Below are 22616 nucleotides of genomic sequence, written 5' to 3'. Positions count from 1 at the left end.
TAACAATTAATCATTAAAAAAATTGCTTAAAATAGGAAACATAGATTTAGGAGATTTCCCTTTATTGCTTGCACCTATGGAAGATGTAAGCGATCCTCCCTTTCGTCGCCTCTGTAAAATGCACGGAGCTGATATGCTTTACAGTGAGTTTATCTCCTCCGAAGGACTCATACGCGACGCCATTAAAAGCCGTCAAAAGTTAGATATTTTCGATTACGAACGCCCCGTAGGCATACAAATTTTTGGAGGTGATGAAGAAGCAATGGCGCTCTCAGCTAAAATCGTTGCCACTGTAAACCCCGATTTAGTAGACATCAACTTTGGTTGTCCTGTAAAGAAGGTTGTAAGCAAAGGTGCAGGAGCGGGGGTATTGAAAGATATCGATTTGATGGTGCGCCTTACCAAAGCAGTCGTAAACAGTACCCATTTACCTGTAACCGTAAAAACGCGTTTAGGCTGGGACGAGCAAAGTATCAATATAGAAGAAGTAGCTGAACGTCTGCAAGATGTAGGTATCAGCGCACTTACCATTCACGCCCGTACCCGTAGCCAGATGTACAAAGGTCACTCCGATTGGAGCTACATTGCCAAAGTGAAGAACAATCCTCGTATTCATATTCCTATTTTTGGTAACGGCGATATCGATAGTCCTGAAAAAGCCTCAGAATACCGCAATACTTACGGTGTTGACGGTATAATGATAGGTCGTGCAGCCATTGGTTATCCGTGGATATTTAATGAAATAAAGCATTATTTTGCAACGGGAAAGCTTCTCCCCTCCCCTACTATATCCGATCGTGTAGAAGCTGCTAAAAACCATCTGTTATGGTCGGTAGAATGGAAAGGCGAACGACAAGGAGTGTTGGAAATGCGCAGGCATTATGCTAATTATTTCAAGGGAATTCCTAATTTTAAAGAACATCGCCAGCGATTAGTAACGTTAGATTCCTCAGAAGAAATAATAAGAGAACTCGAAGTAGTGAGAGAATTAAAAAGGGAAGTCTAATAATCTAAGCTTTTTTACTTTTTATTTTTAGTAAACCATAGGTGAGCATTCCTAAAACAAATGAAGCAGTAATTGCCAAAGTAAAACTCCCTACTAAGTATTGCAATAAATTGTTTTTGATGTATTCCATTGCGGTGAGGTCGCCTTGCGGAAGAATCGTGCCCCCCACAAAAAAAGTACCTATTTTAAGAGAAGTGAAAATAAGCACCGGTATCATTGGGGGAATACTCACATTCGAGCAAATAAAAGCCAAAGTTTTGTTCAAATTGAAGAATACCGCCAAAGTAATAGTAAGTATGGTTTGAAATCCCCAAAAAGGCGCAATGCCAAAGAATACACCTAATGCTACCGAACCTGCCTTCACACTATCGCTACTGTCGCTCTCTAATATATCTTCTTTAATAAAACGTTTGAGACTCTTCTTCTTAGCATCTCTAAAGAAATTACGCGGTTTGATATAGAAAAGCGCAATGAGTACTAACACGCTGTTCAGCACACTGATACGCATAAAATCCCTAAACGGACGAAAATGCGAAACTCGTTCTTCAGGGTCGTACAACACTTGTATAGGTACATTCTTCAGTTGTACCCCATTCCAACTACTGCGCACTAATATCTCTATCTCAAACTCAAACTTTTCGGTGTAATATTTCTTAGGAATGTACTGCAAAGGATATAACCTATATCCTGATTGCGTATCAGGGAGATCGACGCCCGTTTCGAGGTGAAACCAGAAGTTAGAAAATTTATGTCCGAAACTACTTTTCTTAGGCACCCCGTCTTGGGTCATATTCCTATTACCTACCAATAGAGTAGGTTCGCTTTCCCCTTCGATAGTAGCTATAAATACAGGTATATCTTCAGGGTAATGTTGTCCGTCGGAGTCGATGGTAAGGGCATAGTCGTAGCCTAAATTGCGAGCTTTGTCAAAGCCTATGCGCAAGGCATTGCCTTTGCCTTTGTTCTTAGGAAGATGAATAATAGTGAGCTGGGGGTAACGCGCGAGTATATCGGGAGTAGCATCTGTTGCACCATCATTCACTATGATAATGTGAGAGGTATAGCGCAGCACCCCATCAATCACACGAGCGAGGGTTTTAGCATTGTTATAAGTAGGAATTAAAACGCAAATTTTATTCTTCTCCACGATATTCTTCAACTAATTTTTTAACAATATCCAAATCAACTGTATCATATTCTGATTTGTCGTAAATAGAAATGAATGCCACCGACATAGTTTCTTGATGGTCTATTTCTACTAATATTTCGTGAGTAATTACTCTTGCTCCACCACTTTTCCCTTTGTTTTTACTGCTTATGTTTAGTCGTATTTTTCTCAATCCTTCTCCTAATGATACTCCTATATTAGGATTTGTTTCAATTTCTTCTTTTAATGCCTCAAAATCCTTTTTTAAACTTTTGTATTTTTTACATAAAGTCTTTAATTCCTTTGCAAAAGAAGGTATATATCCAAATTTATATTTCATTGAGTAAATCGTCTAAATTACCTAATTTTACTTTGCCTTCTCTTGCTTCTTTTAGCTCATTCAAAGCATTAAAGAGTTTTTTCTTAAACTTTTTCTGTTGAGGATTTAAAGTTTCTTCACTCCCTTTAATATCAGTAACTTCTATAAAATCAAGAGATTTTATAAAATTTAGAAAAGCATCTACTTTAGATGGTTGTGCATTGATATTTATAGTAAGTTCCATATTTATGAGTTTATTGCAAATTTAACTTCTTTTTCTCTTCATCGTTAAACACTTTCGACTTCTTTACAAAACCAGCTATATACTTTTGTAGTTCACGGGTTTGCTGAGCGTAGTGTGCGAGTATAAAATCCTTATCGTCAGTGATGTCGTTGCGATAGGGTACTACTTTGGGCAAGTGTTCTTGCACACTGAGGCGTATCAGGTGAAGTTCAGCGTTTTGAGGTTGCTGTTTGAGGGCGTTTTCTAAGAGCGGTTTGCCCTCTTTGAGCAGAGCAATACGGTTACCTCCAAATTTTGCTAATATCATCTTACTCGCGCCTTTATAAGCACTTAGCACCACATCAGTAGTAGGAGTATTAGCTATCAGCTCTGCAAAAGCTACAGCGTTTTCTTTGCTATCGGAAGCCGTAGTATAGGCAACGCGTACTTTCTCAAGGCTCTGCGCTTGCAGTGCTCCAAAACTCAAGAATAATATGATGAAGTAGATGTGTTTCATTTAGCCTATAAGTTTTTCAACTTTGCCAAAGGTGCGAGCCACACGGGCAGAAAACTTTGGCAAAGTCTTACCTAATTACTTGTTAAATATCGCTCTATACAGGTCGCTACCATTGGCATATAGTAAAAGGGCTATTAAAATAACAAATCCTACCATTTGAGCGTGTTCTAATACTTTTTCACTCGGTTTTCTACCCGTTACCATTTCGTAGAGGAGGAATACCACGTGTCCCCCGTCTAAGGCTGGGATAGGTAAAATATTCATAAAGGCTAAGGCAATAGATAGGAAAGCAGTGATATGCCAAAAAGCGAGCCAATTCCAAGACGATGGAAAGAGCTTTCCTATAGAACCAAAGCCTCCTACTTCACTCGCTCCCTTCTTAGTAAAGATAAATTTAAACTGAGCTACATAGTCGTGTAGCACATTGTAACCATATGCAATTCCGTGACTGAGGGCTTCTCCTAAACTGTAAGTCTTATGGGTAAATTGTACCTCCCCTTCGGTTTGCATACCGCTGATACCTATTTTTTTATTACTGTCGGGGAGGACGCTGAGGGTCATTGGCTTTCCGTTGCGCTCAATAGCAAAAGTGAGAGGAGTGTTCTCAGGAGCCATTGCAAGGGCAGGTGTTACATCGGAGAAATAGTAAATAGGTTCTCCATTGATGCTTAACAGCTTATCGCCCTTTTGTAAACCTACTTTCTGAGCAGGCATTCCCACTATTACCGTATCGATAATGGGTTTTACTTTTACACTAAAAGGAGTTGTTTCTCCTCGTAAATAGAGCATCTTCCCAATAGAATCGGGGAGAGATAGAGTACGCACAGTTCCGTCTTGTCCTTTTACGGTAAGCTCACTGGTATTGCGCAACAAGATATATTTACTTACATCGGCTACGCTTTCTAAGGGTTTGCCATTGATAGCGGTTACAATATCGCCGTTTTGGAACCCATAAGCACGCATTGTGCGGGTTACTGCAAAACCTTCCTTAATACCTTCGGGTTTGAGCTGGTCTTGCCCCCAAGTGAAGAGTATCATCGCGTAAATAATGAAACCTAAGAGCAGGTTTACCGTTACACCACCTACCATAATGATAAGGCGTTGCCACGCAGGTTTAGAACGGAACTCCCACGGCTGTGGAGGTTGCGCCATTTGCTCCTTGTCCATACTCTCATCAATCATACCGGCAATCTTCACGTAGCCACCCAACGGTAGCCACCCGATGCCATATACTGTTTCGCCTATCTTCTTCTTAAAAAGGGCAAACTTCACATCGAAGAAAAGAAAAAACTTTTCTACTCTTGTTTTAAAGAGTTTAGCAGGTATAAAATGTCCTAACTCGTGTAGGACTACTAAAATTGAAAGACTCAGAATCAGCTGAGCCGCTTTTATTAAAAATACTTCCATTCTTTTTTAGGCCATAGGCATTAGGCCTTAGGCCACAGGGGGGGTAGGATAATATAACTATTGCGTATTACTTATTGTCAAACTTTTTTGTAAAGAAGTAAGCATTTTTCCTACTTCTTTTATTAAACCAAAAGCTCTTTCAATATCTGAATTGTTTAGATAATTAATTTTTACACAAAGCAATAATTGTGTTTCCAATTCAGCATTAGAACCTTTAGCAATAGACAGAAAATGAGTGTATTCTTTAATTGAATATCTCCCTCTTCCTTCAGCAATATTACTTGGAATAGAGATAACAGCACGTCTCATTTGGTCACTTAAAGCAAATTGTTCTTCTTTAGGTAGTTTCTTAACTAAGTTATAAACTTCAACTACAAGATCCATTGCTTTTTGCCAAACAATTAAATCTTTAAAGTCTTTAATATCATTCATAGGTCAGACCATAGGTATTAGCCCTCAAGCCACAGTTTTTAAGATAATGTTCCTAAGGCCTAAGGCCTATTGCCTAAGGCCTTTTTATTTGCTAATTGTCCACAGGCGGCATCAATGTCTTTACCACGGGAGTGGCGAACGGTAACGGTGATACCTGCCTCTTCAAGCATTGTTTGGTAAAGTTCAAGCGCTTTAGGGTCGGCTTGTTGAAATGCTCCATCGTCAATAGGGTTATACTCAATGAGGTTTACCTTAGAAGGGGCAAACTTACAAAACTTTATCAGTGCTTCTACGTCCTTTTTCTGGTCGTTGATACCCTTCCACACCACATATTCGTAGGTGATGCGATTTTTGGTTTTTTGATACCAATACGCTAAGGCTTCGCGTAGTTCTTCCAGTGGAAATTGTTCATTGAAAGGCATAATGCCCGTGCGCACACTACTGATAGCCGAGTGCAAAGATACAGCTAATTTGAATTTTACCTCATCATCAGCCATTTTTTTTATCAATTTGGGGATACCCGAAGTGGATAGCGTAATGCGTTTAGGCGACATTCCTAAGCCCTCAGGCGAAGTAATCTTGTCGATTGCCTTCAATACATTATTATAGTTCATCAGTGGTTCGCCCATTCCCATAAATACTATGTTAGAGAGCGGACGACCAAAGAAAGCGCGACTTTGCTCATCGATTACCTTTACTTGGTCGAATATCTCATCGGGGAGGAGATTGCGCATACGTTTTAAGCGAGCAGTGGCACAAAACGAACAGTTGAGACTACACCCCACCTGACTGGATACGCAAGCGGTGGTGCGAGTATCGGTAGGAATTAGCACCGACTCTACTAATAACCCGTCGTGCAAACGCACAGCGTTTTTAATCGTACCATCGTTACTGCGCTGCATCACATCTACTTTGATATGGTTGATGTTAAAATGTTCGCTGAGCATCTCGCGTGTAGCTTTGGGTAGGGAGGTCATCTCCTCGAAAGTATGTACGCCTTTCTGCCACAACCATTCGTATACTTGGTTGCCACGAAAAGGTTTATCGCCATTGCTCTCGAAGAAAGCGCGAAGTTCGTCTTTGGTCAGTGCGCGTATGTCGCGTTTTTGTTGCATATAATCTTGTTAAGAATGAGGCTTTGCCTCAGAAATCTTACAAATCAATTCAAATCAAAAAAAGAAGTATGGCTAAAGTTGTTGGCTTCAACTTTGGCAAAGTTTACGACTCTAATTATAATTTAAAATCCTTTACTACTTCTTCTAACGGCAAGCGCGATTTTGGGCGCAAGTGCAACTGATTGCTGTCCTCAGGGTCGCGGTAGCCTATCGCTACAGCGAAGAGCGTAGTGTATTGAGGTTCATTCAGAAGCTTGTCGTATTCGGTATTAATGATGCCTTCCATAGGGGTACTATCAATGCCCATAGAAGCACAAGCACTGAGAAAAAAGCCTAATGCGATGTACACTTGGTTGTTTATCCACGCATAGAGTCCTACATCACCTTTGGGTTTCTGCATTTTCTGATAAAACCCAAGTCGTCCCATTTCAGTAGCTGCTTTAACGAGCTTTTCTTCAAATGATGGCAAAGCGCTATTCGCCATAAACACCACTAAATGACTGGATTTTCTAACGCGTTCTTCGTTGGTAAGCGATACTTTAGCGAATGCTTCCTTAGTAGCCTCATCGCTTATGAAAACAAATTGCCAAGGCTGTGAATTGATAGACGAAGGAGCGAGGCGTAATATCTCTTTGAGTTTGGCGATATCCTCATCGCTCACACGCTGAGAGCTGTAATGTTTAGTAGTATAGCGGGTTTGTGCTAATTTTAAAAAATCCATAGTGTTTTGTTTTTTAAGTTTAACTTTTAATTTCAAGGTGCAAAGGTACGGCGTAATTAGCAATTTAACAAATAAGGAAAAAGGTAAAAGGTGTGGCAGGTGAAATATAGCTAAAAATCAATAGGTTATTCGAAGGTCATTTGAATCTAAGGCTACGGTAAGACGAAAAAAAAGTCCGCTCTCGATGGCTTTCTCAGAGAGGTAAAGGCAACGAGAGCGGAGTTTAACGTAAGAGTAAGAAAAAAGTTAGATTTATTAAATTGATTCTTTTCTTACCATTATTTTGTTATAGGCATATAGTGATAGGGCAGCAAAGACCCCTATTCCACAAATAAGATACCACATTTTGTTGGGGTTATAAGTATTCCAAAGCAAATCGGTGATTTGAGACTGACTGAGACCTAACTTCTGACTTGCCAAATCGAAATATTCCTTTTTAGTGAGGTTTTCGGGCATTGCAATGGCTTTATTTGTGAGTTCGGTTTTTAGTAAAGTATATTTATCAGACCATTTTTCGTATAAATCACCAGAAATAAGTCCTGCAATATAATTACCTACCGCCACAGGCAAAAAATAAGTGCCTTGATAGAGGGCTTCCTTCCCCTTAGGGGTGATTTGAGCGATAAAAGCTGAAAGCGTAGGGCTAGCAGCCATTTCGCCTATGGAGAAAATCATAGTGCCTATAATGGTAAACCACACATTATTGAACATAAAAGTGAGCGTTACCCCTATGGTTCCGATAATCGTACCGCGAATCATTGCGCTTACGTGAGTCATTTTGGTTACGAAATAGGATACAACTACCTGAAAGAAGATAATCATAAACGAATCGATATTGATGAACCATTCGGCTTTTACTTGTCCTTTTTCGGTGAGAATAGTGCCTAAGAAAGGCAAATGATGGTTAATCCAAGCACTTACTTTGGAGGAATCTACCCAATCTTCGATAAAATTAGGCAGGGTGTAGAACAGCTGGTTGAACATCGTCCAAAAGCCGACCATCAGTATGAGCAATATGGTAAGGCGACGGTCTTTGAGTGCCTCTATAATGTGCATTATGGATTCTTTGATTTCGGTGAGGATAGGTTTACTATCGCGTTGTGCCATTTTAGGTTCTTTGAAAAAGAATAAAACTACCAGCAGGTTGATAACCATTACCACCGCAGCTTGCAGGAAGATAATGCGCCAACCGAGGGTAGTGCGTAGGTAAGACGACATTGCAGGACCTAAGAAGCCTCCGACGTTCACCATCATATAGAAGATACCGAAGCCCATTGTACTGGTGCTTTCATCGGTATTGCGGGCAACGGTACCGTTGATAACGGGTTTGAAGAAGCCCCCTCCAACGGCAGCAAAGAGGAACATCATATACATCGACCAATAGGTGTTTACTTCACCCATTAGATAATAGCCTATCGCCATTATAGTACAAGAAATGACTAAAGAGAGTTTGTAGCCTATACGGTCGGCTATCACGCCAAAGACGAGAGGCAAAAAGTACTGTATAGCGGTTACGTTGCCTATGATACTTCCTTTTTCGGTATGCGAAAGACCTAATCCGCCTTGGTCAGTTGAAGCTACTAAATACAAGGGGAGAAGGGTAAAGATACCGTAGAAGCCCCAACGTTCCATCAGTTGGAGGAAACTTGCTACCCAGAAGTTGGGTGAGAAAGTTTTGAGTGTTTGACCGAAGGATTTTTTATTTTCTGACATAGTTCATTTATTTTTAATATTTGTTTGAAAAGGCTCTGAGAATTTTATTGCAAAAGGAGGTGATGCATATTTAGGTTTGTTTTTAGGAAAAATTGTAATTAACCTCTATAACATATGACAAAACAATTGATTATTAGGGCAATCTGCTTAGACAAAGTTTGAAACTTTGGCTAAGAATAGGGTGCATCACGTTTTACTTTTTGATTCATAGTATATACTGAATTAAAGTGCAAAAGTAAGAGCATTTTTGCACCTATAAAAATAAAAAAGAGGTTTTATACAAAGGGGGTTGGAGATGTTATAAATATAACAATGCTCATAATTAATACTGGAAATGCCAATAATGCCAATAATACCATAATTCAACTTTGGCAAAATGTGTGTCGCAAAAAGTGATACATTTGAGCTATCGGAAGGGAACGGAAAATTTCGGAAGAGAGTTGAGAGAAGTTTTGGTGAGAAAAGGCTGTTAGGAGGGTGGGGTTAGCTTATAGAGAGCTTATAGGAAGCTTATACGAATCTTGGACGATTGGTATAGGAAGGGTGTATAAGCAATTGATTCATAGTATAATACAACAAGGCTAAAAATGGTAAAAAGAGGGTTTCGAGGCGAAAGAAAGAGGAATCCTCACCCCGTCCCTCTCCCAAGGAGAGGGGGAATGTGGCGACGGAAAATCAAAAGAAACCACTTTTTTACACATACCCAGCTATCGCTGGCTACCTTCAAAGGGGGAATATGGCGACGGAAAAGGGGAAGAAATGACGAGTGACGAATGATGAATGACGGAGGTAATGTGAGGTTATAGTAGCGACGGGCAGTCGTAGCACGGCTGGTAAATTAATTAGCAAATTTATGTGAGGTACACAGGCGTTTTATTAATAGCAGATGAACAGAAGAGAAGTGACAAAAATAATATAAATAGTGTATAATTCTTTCGTGGATAGCATATTTTTCTTACTTTTGCACCAAAATCTTAAAAACAGATGTAGAATGACAGACACTCAACTCACTCCCGAACAATATGAACTTTTCAAAAATGCTGAAAAGCGCCTCAAACAGAAACGATTGTTATATCTTCACTTTTTTGTCTTTGTGTTAGGCTCTATCTTTTTTGTAGTAGCCAATAAGGTATTAGACTACGGAGCGACGTATAATTGGTATTTGTGGGCGATACTCTTGTGGCTTTTCATCTGGCTGTGGCACGCTATGAATGTATTTATTTTGCATCGCTTCTTAGGGAAGGAATGGCAAGAAAAGCAACGCGAACAACTGATAGCAGCTCAACAGAAAAAACTCATAAAAATGGAAGCCGCAGTAGAAAAAGAGCTTGCTACACAAAAGGAACAAGCAAAACGTGAATTGGCAGCTGAACAGGCTGAGAAAGATAACGAGCAAACCAATACGTCGTCTACAAACTTTTAACTGTTCACTTTTCACTATTCACTAAATATGATAACTCTTATAGCTGCTGTTGCCGAGAATAATGCTATTGGCAAAGGAGACCAACTGTTATGGCATTTGCCTGAAGATTTTAAGCATTTCAAACGCCTCACGACGGGACACTGCATTATAATGGGACGGAAGACTTTCGAGACTTTCCCGAAGCCTTTGCCTAACCGTACACATATTGTTATTACGCGTCAGAAAGGGTATGCGAAAGAGGGAGCTGTGGTGGTTTCTTCAGTTGAAGAGGCGATAGAAAAGGCTTTGGCAATAGACCCTAACCCTTACGTGATAGGCGGTGGAGAAATCTATGCACAAGCCCTCCTCTTTGCCGATGCGATAGAACTCACTCGGGTACATCACACTTTTGCCGAAGCTGATGTATTCTTTCCTAAGTTTAACCGTGAAGAATGGGAGTTAGTAGCCTCTGAGCGTTTTGAAAAAGACGAACGGCACGCTTATGGGTTTACTTTTGAAAGATACGTTGTAACACGATCGTAGCACGACGGGTAGCCGTAACACGGCGGGCAGTCGTAGTACGACAGGCAATTTTGTAGTGATTATAATATACCCATAGTGGTAGTGAAATAGAAAATATTACGCGTAGAAGCGTGTTACAAATAGAATAAAAATGAAAAAATGGATTGGCTCCTTTGCTCTATGGCTAATGGGGTGGAAGATAGAATTACAAGGTGATTTGAAAACCTTAAACCGCTGTGTGTTAGTAGTAGCACCACACACTACTAATTGGGAGTTTGTTTTGGGTATCTTGGCTTATTGGAAGATGGAAAAACCGATTAAACTCATTATAAAAGACGCACATACTAAAGCGTGGTACGGCTGGTTAGTGCGCAAGTTAGGAGGGATTGGTATCAATCGTTCACAGCGCAATCACTTGATAGAATTTGTTACTGAACTCTTTAAGAAAGAAGACTTTAGCTTGGTAGTAACCCCTGAGGGCACGCGTTCTAAGGTGAACAAGTGGCGTATGGGCTTCTATCATATAGCTCTTTCTGCCCAAGTACCCATAGTTTTAGGTGCTGGTGATTTTAAGAAGAAAATGATATACATCGGGAAGACCATTAGCTTAGAGGACTTACAAACGCTCCCACAAGAGCAAATAATGGAGGAAATACAGAACTTTTATAAGGATATTACTCCTAAATACCCCGAGCAGTGGAACCCTAAAATTTATTGATGTGAAAGCAGTCGTTATAAGGAATTGAATAATATAAAAAGTCAGCTATAAAAGCTGACTTTTTATATTATTGTATCATTTCCCAAAGTTTGTCTTTCAGTTGCTGAATGCCTTTGCCCGACACCGACGAGATAAACAAGAAAGGCGTACCACCTAATCCTGTTGCTACTTCTTGTCGAATGGCTTCGGTGAGCTCGTCGTCTAACATATCCGATTTTGAAATGGCTATGAGGCGGTCTTTGTCTAATAGTTCAGGGTTGTATTCTTTGAGTTCGTTTAACAAGATATGATATTCAGCAATGATATCCTTGCTGTCAGCGGGAATGAGGAATAGCAATACCGAGTTGCGCTCTATATGTCGCAAGAAGTAATGCCCCAAGCCTTTGCCTTCGGCAGCTCCCTCTATAATCCCAGGTATATCGGCTACTACAAACGATTGGTAATCGCGGTTTTGCACAATACCCAAGTTGGGTTTGAGGGTTGTGAATGGATAGTCACCTATTTTTGGCTTAGCAGAAGTAATTACCGATAGCAGTGTAGATTTGCCCGCATTGGGGAAGCCTACAAAACCTACATCGGCTAACACTTTTAACTCTAAAAGTAACTCGCGTTCTTCACCAGGGAGACCTGGTTGGGCGTAGCGCGGGGTTTGGTTAGTAGCTGTGCGGAAATGCCAGTTGCCTAACCCTCCTTTGCCACCGCGCAAAGCGATGATTTCTTGTCCGTCTTCTGTAATTTCAAAGAGTACTTCTCCAGTTTCAGCATCTTTAACAATGGTTCCTAAGGGGACTTCCAAAGTGATATCTTTACCGTCGGCACCAAAACTACGGTTGGCTCCTCCGGCTTCTCCGTGTTCGGCACGGAAGTGCTGCTGAAACTTGAAGTGTATGAGTGTCCAAAGGTGCTTATTGCCACGCAAGATGATATGCCCTCCTCTACCGCCATCGCCCCCATCAGGACCTCCTTTGGGTACGAACTTCTCGCGGTGTAGGTGCATAGAGCCTGCGCCTCCTTTGCCAGAGGCAACGTATATCTTTACGTAGTCGGTGAAATTGCCTTCGGTCATTGGGGATTATTCAGCTTTAATTTTGTCGATGGTCTCAGAAAGGCGGGTAGTAATTTCTTCGATAGTACCTATACCATTAATCGTGTGATATTTACCTTGCGTTTGATAGAAAGTGATAAGAGGAGCTGTTTTTTCGTTATATTCAGTGAAACGGTTGCGTATTTTCTCTTCGTCTTGGTCATCAGTGCGACCGCTTACTTTACCGCGCTCTACCAATCGTTTGATGAGCACCTCGTCATCAGCTTCCAAGGCAAGAGTACCGTGAATGCGCATTCCTTTACTTTCTAAGAAAGCATCAAGAGCTTCGGCTTGTGCAATAGTACGAGGGAACCCATCGAAGATAAAGCCCTCGGCATTAGGGTTCTTTTCAACTTCCTCTTGTAGCATTTGTATAGTAACTTCATCGGGTACGAGGTCACCTTTATCCATATACGATTGAGCGAGTTTGCCGAGTTTGGTTTCGTTCTTGATATTATGACGGAAAATATCACCGGTCGAGATGTGCACTAAGTTGTATTTGTCTTTCAAGAATGCAGCTTGGGTGCCTTTGCCAGCCCCTGGTTTGCCGAAAAGTACTAAATTTGTCATAGTTAATGAAGTGTTTAATTGATATACTTGGGGTAAGTTACGCGCTATCTCGTCAAAATCCAACCCATAGCCCACGATAAAACGGTTAGGAATAGGTTTGCCTACATAGTCTATTTTGAGGTCTTTTTTGTAGGCATCGGGTTTGAAGAAGAGGGTAGCCACGCGGAAAGAGTTCACCTTTTTGTCTTCGAAAATGCGGTAAATTTCTTCTAAAGTGTTGCCAGTGTCGATAATGTCTTCCAAGATTACCACATCACGTCCTTCCACTGGGGTAGAAAGCCCTATGAGTTGGTGTATTTTTCCAGTAGACTGGGTACCTTTATAAGACGCCATTTTTACAAATGATATTTCACATTCGCCTTTGTAGTGCCTTAGGAAGTCGGCTGCAAACATAAAAGAACCGTTGAGTATGGCGATGAAAATAGGGCGTGATTCTTGCAAATCTTGATATACCTCACTTGCCATTCGTTCGGTAATTTGGTTGAGTTCCTCGGCAGATACGTAAGGCTCAAAAGTCTTATCGTGTAATTTTATCAGTTCCATTGTTTAGGTGTTATGTTTAGTCATTAGCTGTTAGAAATGTTTTAGAACTATATTCCAAGTTCATTTTTCATTTCTTTTTTTTCTCTTTTTACTTTTTCAAATGATATCACATCTTCTAGTAGGCGTGTTTTAGGAATGGGGCTTCCCCAATTTGATTGATGTTATCCATTACAGTTGTTGGTTTGTCACTTAAAATAAAGTGCAAAAATAATCAATTTTAATGAATTAGCAAAATCTACTTCCCCTAAAGGGTCTTCGTCATATCTTCATCTACTACCAATATAAAATCAGCTTGACCATAAGCCTCTTTTGCTAATTTCGATAAGTCTACTTGTTCTGTCGTAGCAATAGTAATAACTTTTAGTTTTGGCTCTTCTCGCTTCAAAAACCAGTAAATTCCCTCATAAAAATCGCTGTGATATGTCCCGTTAAAATGCACAAAAACACTATTAGGCTTTCTGTTCTTTACAATAGCATCTGCCATCGTAGCATCTTTTACGGCTTGTGCTTTTATTATATTCTCCTTCCCTTTGTGATTGGGGAGCGACTCTGTCATCTTTTTATACTGTGATAAGTTCTCATCAAACACAATAGGTAGCGGGGCTATCCACCGCTTCTCAGCTTCTGGCAAGGTATCCAATGCTTTTAATCCTTTTTTGTTCACCAATCTCGCATACTTCCTCGGCACATTAGTAGCGATAAAAGGCAACTGGTGTTCCTTCGCAAAATCCACCAAAGGCTTATAGTCGGTTTTGTAGTTCGTCCATAATCGTGCCAAAGTATCCAAAGCCTTTTCTGTAACTCCGTCTTTTAGATATTGGTTTACTACCTCTTGGTCATTGCGTTCTAACATCTCAGCTCCCAATATCAAGTTAACCTGAGGCTGTAATTCTTTCACCAATGCCAACTGCAACCAATGCGCAATCGGATTGTCGTGAAACTCTCCAAAAAGCACCACATCGCTCTCTTTGGCTTTTTTTACAACCTTCTCAAAACTGACTTTCTTTCCATTCTTATCAAATAACTGATATGCCTTCTTGTGTTGTGCATACAAAGATATTGTAAAAAACAAGACTATAATAAACGTCGCTTTTCTCATAATTTATACAAAAATAGATTGTCCTATATCTGTTAATATCAGCTCTTTGCCTTTTGCCTTAAAACTCCTCTTTGCTAAATCCTTATCATCTAACTTAATGAGGTTAAAAGTGTCGTAATGATACCCCAACACCTTGTTGCATTTCACAAAGTCCGAAGCCATAATAGCGTCTTCCACGTCCATTGTAAAGTTACCTCCAATGGGCAATATAGCTAAGTCCAACTTATAACGCACCGGTATGAGTTGCATATCAAAATACAAAGCCGTAGCCCCCGATACGTATACCGTCTTTTCCAAAGTTTTAATCACAAACCCACAAGCGCACCCGCCGGCAGTGCCATTTTCGAAGGTAGAAGAATGCAACGCTGGTACCATCTTCACCGACCCAAATGGGAAACTGTACAACCCTCCCAAGTCCATAGGGTGCGAATTTTCAATTCCCAAATTAAAAAAGTAATTAGAGATTTCAAAATTCGAAATGATTTGCGCTTTCGTGCGCTTAGCTATCTGCTCCACGTCCGATATATGGTCTTGTTGCGCCGAGGTTATCAAGATGTAATCAGCAGGAATCGTATTGATATCTATATGGCTTGCCAAAGGATTATTAGCAATAAAGGGGTCTACAAGCAAATGTGTATCGCCTATTTTGATGCTCACACACGAGTGTCCGTAATAAGTTACCTCCATAGTTATTATGTTTTTTAGTGTATTTATTTAATATATATAACGTCCGTTACTATCTCCTTCTTTCGTTTAACTCTCCTTAAAATATATGTATCAAAATCCCCACAAAAAAGAGTACCGAAAGCAAAAAAGTACTTAGGGCTACTATCTTTAATTCTTTATCAAGCTGTTTGAGTTCCGTATTTCGTTTTACGGTGAGTAAATGTCCTATTAAAGGCAGAAAAGCAACTAAGTACAGAAGCTCCCAGCGCATTTGCAAACGCATCACCGAAAAGCCCAACATTGCCACCATCGCCAATATAACTAAATAATAATGATAATATTTAGCCATCGGAATTCCCATTTTCACTACCAATGTATGTTTGCCCGAACGCTTGTCGTTCTCATAATCGCGCATATTGTTTAGGTTCAGCACTGCTACACTCAGCAAGCCAATAGCAATAGCGGGCAACCATATAACCTTATTCAAGCTCTCTGTGTATAAGAAATAACTGCCTACCACGCTCACTAACCCAAAGAACACAAACACAAATAGGTCACCCCAACCCCGATATCCATAAGCCGATTGCCCCACAGTGTACTTGATAGCCGCTACCACACACAGCACTCCTAAAACAAAAAACACCGAGATATATAACAAATTTTCTCTTCCAAAAGCCGTATAAATAAGCACCATAGCCGAAAATAACGACAGTAAAGCAGTGATAAGTACAACCTTCTTCATCTGCCTACGCGTAACTCTCCCACTCTGCAAAGCTCTTGTAGGACCTATGCGGTGCTCATTGTCCGTGCCCTTTACACCATCGCCATAATCATTGGCAAAGTTCGAAAGTACCTGAAACAAAATAGTGGTAAGCAGTGCCCAACCAAAAATCTCCCACCTAAAAGCGTAAGGGTCTTCGCGAAATGCCAAAGCACTCCCCGTGATAATCCCCGCAACCGATAAGGGTAAGGTGCGCAACCTCGCAGCTTTCAAAAGAGTTATGATATCCATAGAGCCTGCAAAATTACAAATACTAATGACAAATACAATAATATATTCTAATAATTCTTTTTGCTTTATACTTTTCTCTAAAAACGATTTCAATTCCCCTGCTCCAACTTTCAAAGCTCATAGAAATTACTAAAAAAGATATTTATTTCGTTATGAAGATGATTTTTGGAATGTTTTTCTATAAAAACAGTGTTTGTGTAGAAATGTATAGATATAGCTATCGTCCAAGATTCGTCCAAGGTTTGTATAAGGTTTGTATAAGATACCTATAACAAGAACTTTTTTTCTGTTTTGTTTCTCTATATTATAGCCTATCCAAATTTATGCGCCACACTTTGGCAAAGTTTTAAATTTTGCCAAAGTTGATTGTACTGATAACCAACTACTTTTTCAGCATTCGTAGGGGTAAATCTTGTGATAGCAGAGTACGAGAGGCTATTTGTCCCTCCAAAAAACAAGCCTTTTTATTCGCAATCTATTTTTGTTTGACTATAAAAACACTTGTATTAGCTTAATTCTATATCTTGATTTATCTTTTACCTTTTTAGCTCTTACTGCGTAAAATATATCAATTTCCTTCTATAAATGCTCAACAACTTCGATTTGGAGATAAACCCTACGTACTTACCGTCCTTCACTACGGGCAAGTTCCACGCACCAGTATGCTGAAACTTATCCATTACGGTGCTCATCTTGTCCTTGCCCATTTCTATGATGGCAGGTGGTTTTTGCATTAGTTCTACGGCAGGAATCTTGTCGTAATAGTTCGTTTCAAAAATCAAGTGCCGTATGTCGTCAAGCAGTATCACACCTTGTAGCGTACCTTTTTCCCGGTCGAGTACGGGGTAAATATTGCGGTTCGACTCGCGCACAGCATTGTACACCACCTCACGGAGTTTCATATCGGTATATACGGGGGTGAAATTGTGTTCCACCACTTGGTCAAAGTCCATTAGGGTGAGTATCGATTGGTCTTTGTTCTGCGAGATGAGCTCTCCTTTTCTGCCTAATTCCATCGTATAAACAGAATATTTATTAAAGTATTTCGCTACCGAAAACGATACCGCAGCAGTGAGCATCGCCGGTACTAACAGCGAATAGCCTCCCGTTACCTCGGCGATGAGAAAAACAGCCGTAAGGGGTGCGTGCAATACCCCCGTCATCAGGGCAGTCATTCCCACCAAAGTGAAGTTCGGTAACTCTGCTTTATAGCCCAAAATAGGAAACTCGTTAATGATGCGCGCCAAGCAGTTCCCCATCACTCCCCCCATAAACAGCATAGGCGAGAAGATACCTCCTACCCCTCCCGCACCAAAGGTGAGCGAGGTGGCAATAACCTTTGCAAAGGTAAGGGCAGCCAAAAGTAGGATAATCACCCACGCATTCGATAAGTCCCAACCAAAAATATTACTACTCAGTGATAGTTCGGGGTGACCTTCTTTCAGGTGATTGATAATCTCGTGTCCTTCACCGTAAAGCGGTGGCATTATGTAAATAAGCAACCCCAAAAGAGCTCCGCCCACTACTATTTTTAGCCAAGGTGAAGTGAATTTCTTAAAAGCAGCATTTATTTTCTCATAAACATAGGTAAAGTAAGCCGACATCAATCCGCCTACTACTCCCAAGAGAATATAAAAAGGAATGCCTTGCAATGAAAAAGCTCGCGTGATGGTTATGGGTATCAATACTTCACTGCCAAAGAAGAAATAGGAAGTGAATACCCCACAAAGGGAAGCGATAAACAGCGGTATGAGTGACGAGAGCGTCAAATCCAACCCAAAAACCTCAATAGCAAACAGTATCGCTGCAATAGGCACTTTAAAAATAGCTGCTAAAGCCGCCGCACAAGCACACGCCAAAAGCAACATCCGGTTAGATTGATTAATATGAAAAAACCTGCAAATATTAGAACTAATACCTGCCCCCGTTACTACCATCGGACCTTCTAACCCCACCGAACCTCCAAAACCAACGGTAATAGGTGCTGTGAGGATACTGCCATACGCCTGAAAGCGTTTCATTATTCCTTTTTGGTGGGCTACTGCATAAAGAATCGAAGGGATTCCGTGGTTCACATCGTGCCGTATCACGTATTTTTTTACCAAATACACAATGGCAAAGCCTAACATTGGGAGGATAAAGTAAAAACTATAAGTAATAGTTTGAGCGAGCTTGTCGTCTAGCAACCACTGAATAAGATGTGTAAACGAGCGCATTGCCAAGGCAGCCAATCCCGTAGCAATACCTATTATTCCACTGAGAATAAGGATAAAACGCCTATCCGAAATATGCTTTACACGCCATATCAAAAGGCGTTTGAGAAGATGTTGCTGGTGATGGGTCGTCATTATGCTTTTCTTAAAAACGGTGCAAAAATACAAAACAAATCTCAATACACCAATTATTCTTCACCTTACCTTCTCCATAGGTTCAATCATTCTCCGTTCATTTTTCATCTGCCTATGTGGCTCGCACCGTCTTTTGTCCCTCTTTCCTCTACTGATTCTTAATCTATTAGTCAGCGTAGAGCCACTGTAGACCCACTGTAGAGCCACTGTAGAGCCACTGTAGAGCCACTCATCGTTCGCCTTATCTTCGTCTTTCCGTCGCTACATACTTTGCCAAAGTTGAAAATCACTCAAAAAACCTATCTTATCTTCACCATTAATCATTAATTCTTCTTTTTTGCTATTTCAAAAAAACTTTGTACTTTTGCACTTTACTAAAACAGAATAATTATGTCTTGGTTTAAAAGAACAGCAAAAGGAATACAAACCTCTACTGAGGAAAAGAAAGATATCCCCAAAGGATTATGGTTTAAATCACCCAGCGGTAACATCGTCGAACAGGACGAGTTAGCTTCCAACTTCTATGTAAGTCCCGACGACGGGTATCACGTGCGCATAGGTAGTAAAGAGTACTTCCAAATATTGTTTGATAACAACGAATTTCAAGAACTCGATGCCAATATGAGCTCTAAAGACCCTTTAGAATTTGTCGATACAAAACCCTATACCCAACGTTTGGAAGAAGCTACTCAAAAAACAAACTTAAAAGATGCCGTGCGCACTGCCGTAGGAAGCTCTAAAGGTAAGTCTATTGTAATAGGCTGTATGGATTTCGCTTTCATCGGTGGTTCTATGGGAAGTGTGGTAGGTGAGAAGATTTGTCGCGCGATTGATTATGCTATCAAACACCGATTGCCTTTCTTGATGATTTCTAAATCAGGAGGCGCACGTATGATGGAAGCCGCTCTTTCACTAATGCAAATGGCTAAAACGTCTATTAAACTCGCTCAGTTAGACGAAGCCAAACTACCTTACATCTCGCTTTGTACCGACCCTACAACGGGAGGTATTACTGCATCGTTTGCGATGCTGGGCGACATCAATATAGCCGAACCAGGGGCTCTTATTGGTTTTGCAGGACCTCGTGTAGTGAAAGACACAACAGGGCAAGACCTCCCCGAAGATTTCCAAACAGCAGAGTTCTTACTCGAACACGGCTTTTTGGATTTTATCGTAAACCGCAAAGAGCTCAAAGACAAAGTGAATTTGTACATCGATTTGGTGATGAACCGCGCCGTGAGAGCTTAAATAGTTGATAAGGCTGTCCGAAAAGTCTTAAAATCGCATTTGTGTCGCTACACTTTGCCAAAGTTTCAGATTTTGGCAAAGTTGATTCTCTTGATAATCGATTTCTTTTATTTACATCGTAGGGGCGATTGGCAAATCGCCCTCACAAAACAAAACTTTTCGGATAGGCTCGATTCCCTAAAACCTAAATATGATTTCTTTCAAAGCACCGAGTAACATAGCCTTAGTAAAGTATTGGGGCAAGAAGGGAGAACAACTCCCTGCGAACCCTTCTATCAGCTTTACACTCACGCATTGTTATACCGAAACTTCTATTGAATATGAACGTAGGAGTGAATCTTCTATTGCCTCAGGCGAACCCTTTTCATTCGATTTTAGCTTTGAAGGACAACCCAAACCTTCTTTTCACCCTAAAATCCATACTTTCTTCGAGCGGATTGTAGCTTACTTGCCTTTCTTAAAAGACTATCATTTTAGCATTGCCTCACATAATTCTTTCCCTCATAGCAGTGGTATTGCGTCTTCTGCAAGTGCAATGGCTGCTCTCTCGGTATGCTTAATGCAGATTTCTAAAGAGTTAGGAGAAACTTATGCAGAAGAAGCTTTTTGGCAAAAAGCCTCTTTCTTGGCGCGCTTGGGTTCGGGTAGTGCCTGCCGAAGTGTGCAAGGCAGTATAGTAGTATGGGGCGAACACCCTGCCATTATAGGAAGTTCCGATGAATATGGTATACCCTATCCCCTACCCGTTCACGAAGTTTTTCAAAATTATCAAGATACTATTTTGCTCATCGATAGAGGTCAGAAGCAAGTCAGCAGTACCGTAGGTCATAACCTAATGCACGGTCACCCTTTTGCTGAGGCGCGTTTTGCACAAGCCAATGAGAACATCAATAAACTTGTCAGAAGTTTTGCTTCCGGTGATGTAGAGCGTTTCATAGAAGTAGTGGAAAGTGAAGCTCTCACTCTGCACGCAATGATGCAAACCAGTATTCCATACTTTATTCTGATGCGCCCCAATACGTTAGAAGTGATTCAGCGCATATGGCAATACCGTAAAGAAACGAATATCCCGCTTTGTTTTACGCTCGATGCAGGGGCTAATGTACATTTGTTATACCCTAAAACTTCTACTACGGAAGTAAAATGGTTTATAGAAGAGGAATTAGCTCAATTTTGTGAAGGACGACAATATATTCACGACGAAGTAGCTACTATTTAGCCCGATTTCTTCTCCGTTGGTTTTAGCCTTTTTTTGATAATTCACTTATTTGCTAATTGGCAAATTATTCCTACCTTTGCACAAATTTCTTAAACGAATGAACAAAACTGTTCTCATCACTGGTGCTACATCGGGCATAGGCAAAGAAACCGCCTTGCTACTTGCCTCCAAAGGCTTTTTGGTCTACGGAACAGCGCGCAATGTAGAAGGCAAAAACTTGCCTTTTCGTCTCTTGCCAATGGACGTGCGAAACGAAGCCTCTATCAAAGAAGCGGTACAGCAAATCCTCACCGAAGTAGGTCGCATCGATATACTCATCAATAATGCAGGTGTAGGTATTACGGGTGCCGTAGAAGAACTCCCCACCGAGCAGTTGCACAACGTTTTCGCTACCAATCTCTATGGTGCTATAACTGTGATACAGCAAGTCCTCCCAGCAATGCGCTCTCAGGGAAGCGGACGTATCATCAATATTGCCTCTATTGCAGGCTATATGGGCTTGCCTTTTCGTGGGGCTTATTCAGCCAGCAAAGGTGCTCTCCTCCTGATGAGTGAAGCTCTTCGTATGGAAGTTAAGTCTTTTGGTATAGAAGTCTGTACCATTTCCCCAGGCGATTATGCTACCGATATTGCCTCTCGCCGTTACCACACCCCTGTAAACGAAGGTTCTCCTTATGCCGAAGTCTATGAAAAACAACTCCGTCTAATGAACAAGCACGTCGATAGTGGTGGCGACCCCAAAGAAATGGCAGACAAAATACTGAAAGTTATCAATGCCAAACACCCAAAAGTGCATTATAAACAAGGCAGTTTCTTACAGAAGTTCTCCATTGTCCTCAAACGACTCTTGCCGAGCAAATCGTACGAGAAAATGCTAATGAAACACTATCAATTATAAATTATTAATAACATTATGAAATTTTTTATCGATACAGCGAATTTATCGCAAATTCAAGAAGCCCAAGATTTGGGCGTGTTAGACGGCGTAACCACTAATCCGTCGTTAATGGCAAAAGAAGGTATCACCGGCAAAGCCGCGATACTAAAACATTATACTGATATCTGCACTATCGTAGAAGGCGATGTTTCTGCCGAAGTAATCGCCACCGACTATGAAGGCATTGTGCGCGAAGGCGAAGAACTCGCTGCCCTTCACCCTCAAATCGTGGTAAAAGTACCGATGATAAAAGACGGTATCAAAGCCATTAAATATTTCACCGATAAGGGTATCCGTACCAACTGTACGCTGGTATTCTCGGCAGGTCAGGCGCTTTTGGCAGCCAAAGCAGGGGCTACTTACGTGTCGCCTTTCATCGGTAGACTCGACGATATCTCAACCGACGGTCTTTCGCTCATCGAGGACATACGCCTCATTTACGACAACTACAATTTCGAGACTCAAATCCTTGCTGCTTCTGTGCGTCATACAATGCACATCCTCGAATGTGCCAAAATAGGTGCCGATGTCATTACTGCACCGCTCAACGCCATCTTAGGGCTTCTCAAACACCCCCTTACCGACAGCGGTTTAGCTCAATTCTTATCCGATGCAAAGAAATTGGGATAATTTAGTCATCAGCACTAA

General features: G+C 40.9%; 23 protein-coding genes. 8 read left to right on the top strand and 15 right to left on the bottom strand.

Features of this window, described 5'->3' with window-relative positions; genetic code table 11:
• Positions 1-22: 22 nt before the first annotated feature.
• On the top strand, positions 23-1006 hold the full coding sequence (gene dusB / locus C3V44_RS10195) for a tRNA dihydrouridine synthase DusB (protein ID WP_106096391.1): 984 nt from the start codon (positions 23-25) through the stop codon (positions 1004-1006).
• Between the two features lie 4 nt (positions 1007-1010).
• Here the strand turns inward: dusB and C3V44_RS10190 are convergent, their stop codons facing one another.
• From C3V44_RS10190 to C3V44_RS10150, 9 genes are all read right to left on the bottom strand, one after another.
• Complete coding sequence (locus tag C3V44_RS10190) at positions 1011-2153, bottom strand: DUF2062 domain-containing protein (RefSeq protein ID WP_174683116.1); 1143 nt, start codon at positions 2151-2153, stop codon at positions 1011-1013.
• A complete protein-coding gene (locus tag C3V44_RS10185; protein ID WP_106096390.1) occupies positions 2140-2493 on the bottom strand; it encodes a toxin in 354 nt (117 codons plus the stop codon). Before C3V44_RS10185 ends, C3V44_RS10190 begins: the two co-directional genes overlap by 14 nt.
• Positions 2483-2716: a hypothetical protein gene (locus C3V44_RS10180; RefSeq protein WP_106096389.1), complete on the bottom strand. Its 234-nt coding sequence runs from the start codon at positions 2714-2716 to the stop codon at positions 2483-2485. Before C3V44_RS10180 ends, C3V44_RS10185 begins: the two co-directional genes overlap by 11 nt.
• Before the next feature lie 10 nt (positions 2717-2726).
• Complete coding sequence (locus tag C3V44_RS10175) at positions 2727-3212, bottom strand: hypothetical protein (RefSeq protein ID WP_106096388.1); 486 nt, start codon at positions 3210-3212, stop codon at positions 2727-2729.
• Between the two features lie 75 nt (positions 3213-3287).
• A complete protein-coding gene (rseP, locus tag C3V44_RS10170) occupies positions 3288-4619 on the bottom strand; it encodes an RIP metalloprotease RseP (RefSeq protein ID WP_106096387.1) in 1332 nt (443 codons plus the stop codon).
• Positions 4620-4676: 57 nt separating this feature from the next.
• Positions 4677-5051 (bottom strand): four helix bundle protein, encoded by a 375-nt coding sequence (locus tag C3V44_RS10165; protein ID WP_106096386.1) that lies wholly within the window; start codon positions 5049-5051, stop codon positions 4677-4679.
• 59 nt (positions 5052-5110) lie between these two features.
• Positions 5111-6166, bottom strand: coding sequence for a 23S rRNA (adenine(2503)-C(2))-methyltransferase RlmN (gene rlmN / locus C3V44_RS10160; protein WP_106096385.1), 1056 nt, complete (start codon positions 6164-6166; stop codon positions 5111-5113).
• A 115-nt stretch (positions 6167-6281) separates the two neighbouring features.
• The gene (locus tag C3V44_RS10155) at positions 6282-6887 is read right to left on the bottom strand and encodes a nitroreductase family protein (RefSeq protein ID WP_106096658.1); all 606 of its coding nucleotides are present in this window, start codon (positions 6885-6887) and stop codon (positions 6282-6284) included.
• Between the two features lie 255 nt (positions 6888-7142).
• Positions 7143-8600: an MFS transporter gene (locus tag C3V44_RS10150; RefSeq protein ID WP_002673787.1), complete on the bottom strand. Its 1458-nt coding sequence runs from the start codon at positions 8598-8600 to the stop codon at positions 7143-7145.
• A gap of 991 nt (positions 8601-9591) precedes the next feature.
• Here C3V44_RS10150 and C3V44_RS10145 point away from each other — a divergent pair.
• The 3 genes from C3V44_RS10145 (at position 9592) to C3V44_RS10135 (ending at position 11242) form a co-directional block, all read left to right on the top strand.
• A complete protein-coding gene (locus tag C3V44_RS10145; protein ID WP_106096384.1) occupies positions 9592-10023 on the top strand; it encodes a 2TM domain-containing protein in 432 nt (143 codons plus the stop codon).
• Between the two features lie 27 nt (positions 10024-10050).
• Positions 10051-10545: a dihydrofolate reductase gene (locus C3V44_RS10140; protein WP_002673802.1), complete on the top strand. Its 495-nt coding sequence runs from the start codon at positions 10051-10053 to the stop codon at positions 10543-10545.
• Positions 10546-10675: 130 nt separating this feature from the next.
• Positions 10676-11242, top strand: coding sequence for a 1-acyl-sn-glycerol-3-phosphate acyltransferase (locus C3V44_RS10135; RefSeq protein ID WP_002673804.1), 567 nt, complete (start codon positions 10676-10678; stop codon positions 11240-11242).
• Between the two features lie 67 nt (positions 11243-11309).
• Here C3V44_RS10135 and obgE read toward each other — a convergent pair whose 3' ends face one another.
• The 6 genes from obgE to C3V44_RS10105 form a co-directional block, all read right to left on the bottom strand.
• Positions 11310-12308, bottom strand: a complete 999-nt coding sequence (gene obgE / locus C3V44_RS10130; RefSeq protein ID WP_106096383.1) for a GTPase ObgE — start codon at positions 12306-12308, stop codon at positions 11310-11312.
• A 6-nt stretch (positions 12309-12314) separates the two neighbouring features.
• On the bottom strand, positions 12315-13439 hold the full coding sequence (locus C3V44_RS10125) for an adenylate kinase (protein ID WP_009418920.1): 1125 nt from the start codon (positions 13437-13439) through the stop codon (positions 12315-12317).
• 244 nt (positions 13440-13683) lie between these two features.
• On the bottom strand, positions 13684-14538 hold the full coding sequence (locus C3V44_RS10120) for a ChaN family lipoprotein (RefSeq protein WP_106096382.1): 855 nt from the start codon (positions 14536-14538) through the stop codon (positions 13684-13686).
• 3 nt (positions 14539-14541) lie between these two features.
• Positions 14542-15225 carry a metal-dependent hydrolase gene (locus tag C3V44_RS10115; protein ID WP_002673809.1) on the bottom strand — a complete coding sequence of 228 codons (684 nt, stop codon included), beginning with the start codon at positions 15223-15225 and terminating at the stop codon, positions 14542-14544.
• 76 nt (positions 15226-15301) lie between these two features.
• Positions 15302-16330: a 1,4-dihydroxy-2-naphthoate octaprenyltransferase gene (gene menA / locus C3V44_RS10110; RefSeq protein WP_106096381.1), complete on the bottom strand. Its 1029-nt coding sequence runs from the start codon at positions 16328-16330 to the stop codon at positions 15302-15304.
• 437 nt (positions 16331-16767) lie between these two features.
• Positions 16768-18564, bottom strand: coding sequence for a chloride channel protein (locus C3V44_RS10105; RefSeq protein ID WP_106096380.1), 1797 nt, complete (start codon positions 18562-18564; stop codon positions 16768-16770).
• A gap of 390 nt (positions 18565-18954) precedes the next feature.
• Here C3V44_RS10105 and accD point away from each other — a divergent pair, with 390 nt between their 5' ends.
• From accD to fsa, 4 genes are all read left to right on the top strand, one after another.
• On the top strand, positions 18955-19812 hold the full coding sequence (gene accD, locus C3V44_RS10100; RefSeq protein WP_009410329.1) for an acetyl-CoA carboxylase, carboxyltransferase subunit beta: 858 nt from the start codon (positions 18955-18957) through the stop codon (positions 19810-19812).
• Positions 19813-20002: 190 nt separating this feature from the next.
• Positions 20003-21031: a diphosphomevalonate/mevalonate 3,5-bisphosphate decarboxylase family protein gene (locus C3V44_RS10095; RefSeq protein WP_106096379.1), complete on the top strand. Its 1029-nt coding sequence runs from the start codon at positions 20003-20005 to the stop codon at positions 21029-21031.
• A gap of 97 nt (positions 21032-21128) precedes the next feature.
• Complete coding sequence (locus C3V44_RS10090; protein ID WP_106096378.1) at positions 21129-21929, top strand: SDR family oxidoreductase; 801 nt, start codon at positions 21129-21131, stop codon at positions 21927-21929.
• A gap of 15 nt (positions 21930-21944) precedes the next feature.
• A complete protein-coding gene (gene fsa / locus C3V44_RS10085) occupies positions 21945-22598 on the top strand; it encodes a fructose-6-phosphate aldolase (RefSeq protein WP_106096377.1) in 654 nt (217 codons plus the stop codon).
• Positions 22599-22616 lie beyond the last annotated feature (18 nt).

It is taken from the genome of Capnocytophaga sp. oral taxon 864 (genome assembly GCF_002998835.1).
In the GTDB taxonomy this organism is placed as follows: Bacteria; Bacteroidota; Bacteroidia; order Flavobacteriales; family Flavobacteriaceae; genus Capnocytophaga; species Capnocytophaga ochracea.
Note: the sequence above shows the minus strand (reverse complement) of the source record. Positions and strands in the feature narration are given on the sequence as shown.